2 protein-coding genes are annotated in these 2156 nt (G+C 59.7%); both read left to right on the plus strand.

Going from position 1 to position 2156, the window contains the following annotated elements; translation table 11 throughout:
- A partial coding sequence (murC, locus tag V3W31_10320) for a UDP-N-acetylmuramate--L-alanine ligase (GenBank protein MEE9615324.1) occupies window positions 1-1195 on the plus strand: 1195 nt, incomplete at its 5' end.
- Window positions 1196-1232: 37 nt separating this feature from the next.
- Window positions 1233-2153 carry a UDP-N-acetylmuramate dehydrogenase gene (gene murB, locus V3W31_10325; GenBank protein MEE9615325.1) on the plus strand — a complete coding sequence of 307 codons (921 nt, stop codon included), beginning with the start codon at window positions 1233-1235 and terminating at the stop codon, window positions 2151-2153.
- The last annotated feature ends 3 nt before the right edge of the window (window positions 2154-2156 follow it).

Genomic DNA, 2156 nt, shown 5'->3' on the forward strand with positions numbered 1-2156 from the left:
GGCCGTAAGCGATGACAATCCGGAGTTGCTCGAGGCCGGGCGCCTGAAGCTCCCCATAATCCCCCGGGCCGAGATGCTCGCCGAACTCATGAGGATGAAGTACGGCATAGCGGTCGCGGGCACGCACGGTAAGACTACCACCACCTCCATAATAGCGTCCATACTCGGGCACGCGGGGATCGACCCCACGGTCGTTACCGGCGGGAAGCTAAACTCCATCGGCACCAGCGCAAAGCTCGGGAGCGGGGACTTCCTCGTCGCCGAGGCGGACGAGAGCGACGGGAGCTTCCTCAAGCTCTCCCCGACGATAGCGGTCGTTACGAACATCGACAGGGAACACATGGACCATTACCGCGACATGGAAGATGTGAAGGGGGCGTACCTTGACTTCATGAACAAGGTCCCCTTTTACGGGTGCGCCGTGGTATGCCTCGACGACCCCGTTATTCAGAACCTCCTGCCTTCGATAGGCCGCAGGTTCATCTCATTCGGCTTCACCGCGCAGGCCGACCTGCATGTAAAGGACTTCACGCAGAAGGGCCGCGAGTCGACCTTCGAGGTATGGACCGGCGAAGAGCGGTTCGGGCGGTTTACCATAGGACTCCCCGGCGAGTACAACGTCTATAACGCGCTCGCCGCCATAGCCGTGGCTCGCGAGCTCGACATAAACCCAACGGATATAAAGGCCGGCCTCGTGGAGTTTACCGGGGTAGAGAGGCGGTTCCAGGTGAGGGGCACGGTCGGGGACGTCATGGTCGTCGACGACTACGGGCACCACCCGGTGGAGATAAAGGCCGTCCTCAAGGCCGCGAAGGAGGGGTGGAACAGGAGGCTCGTCGTCGTGTTCCAGCCCCACAGGTACTCGAGGACAAAGGACCTCTACAGCGGGTTCCTGACCGCCTTCAACGACGCGGAAAAACTCATCCTGACCGACATATACCCGGCCGGGGAAAAGGCCATCGAGGGGGTCTCGACCGGGGCGTTCCTTAAGGGCATAAAGGAACACGGCCACAAGGACGTAAGTTACGTGCCCGGGTTAAAGGACGTGCCCGCGCGGCTCATGTCCGTAACCGAGCCGGGAGATATGGTTATAACACTCGGGGCGGGGGACGTATGGCGCGCCGGGGTGGAGCTACTGGATATTTTAAAAAAGAAGCGTAATAAGAGTGGACTCAAGCTCGTCGTCGAAGAATAAGATGCCGCAAGAGGGTCTCGTAAAAGGAGAAAGGTATATGACCAGGCAGTACCCCCTGTTTTTCGTACAGAGGTTCAAGGGGAAGGTGCTCTTTAACGTGCCCATGAGAGAGTATACGTCGCTCCTCATTGGCGGGCCGGCCGACGTGATGGCGTTCCCCAGGGACGTGGGGGACCTGAAGGAACTCCTTCAGTTTGCGAACAGCAAGAACTATCCGGTCCTTATACTGGGCTCCGGGACGAACCTGCTCGCAAGGGACGGGGGGATAAGGGGGGTAGTCGTAAACATGACGGACGGCTTCAAGGACATCACCTGGCAGGAAGAGAGCTCCGGGAGGGCGGCCTGTATAGCCGGGGCGGGGCTGAGCCTCGCGCGGATGGTATCGGTTTGCACCGAAAAGGGCCTTACGGGCCTCGAGTTCGCCTGCGGCATACCGGGCACACTCGGCGGCGCGGCGATTATGAACGCCGGGGCATGGGGCCACGAGATGAAGGACGTCATAGAAGGCGTGGAGATACTCGACAGGAAGGGTAAGAAGGGGTTCCTGTCCCGCTCCGACCTGGCGTTTACTTACAGGAGCGCCGATATCCCGGAAGGGGCCGTGGTTGTAAGGATCCATTTGAGGTTTGAAAAGAAGGATACCGCGGAGATCAGGAAAACCATAAAGGACTATACCGAGAGGAGAAAGCGCACGAGCGATATAAGGCACCCGAACGCGGGCTCCATCTTCAAGAACCCCCCGGGCCACGTCGCGGGCAAACTCGTGGACGAGGCCGGGCTAAAGGGGGTCCGTTCGGGAGACGTGCAGATTTCAGAGGTCCACGGGAACTACATCGTGAACCTGGGAAAGGCCAGGGCAAAGGACGTCCTCTCGCTCATCTCGCTTGTCAGGGACAAAATATACGCTACCAGGGGCATCGTGCTCGAGCCGGAGATAAAGGTCGTCGGCGAGGACTGAAGG

The organism is Thermodesulfobacteriota bacterium (assembly GCA_036482575.1).
Classification (GTDB): domain Bacteria; phylum Desulfobacterota; class GWC2-55-46; order GWC2-55-46; family JAUVFY01; genus JAZGJJ01.

Excerpts from the sequence above, each read along its gene's own strand:
- murB (MEE9615325.1), top strand. The coding sequence starts at position 1,233 with ATGACCAGGCAGTACCCCCTGTTTTTCGTACAGAGGTTCAAGGGGAAG.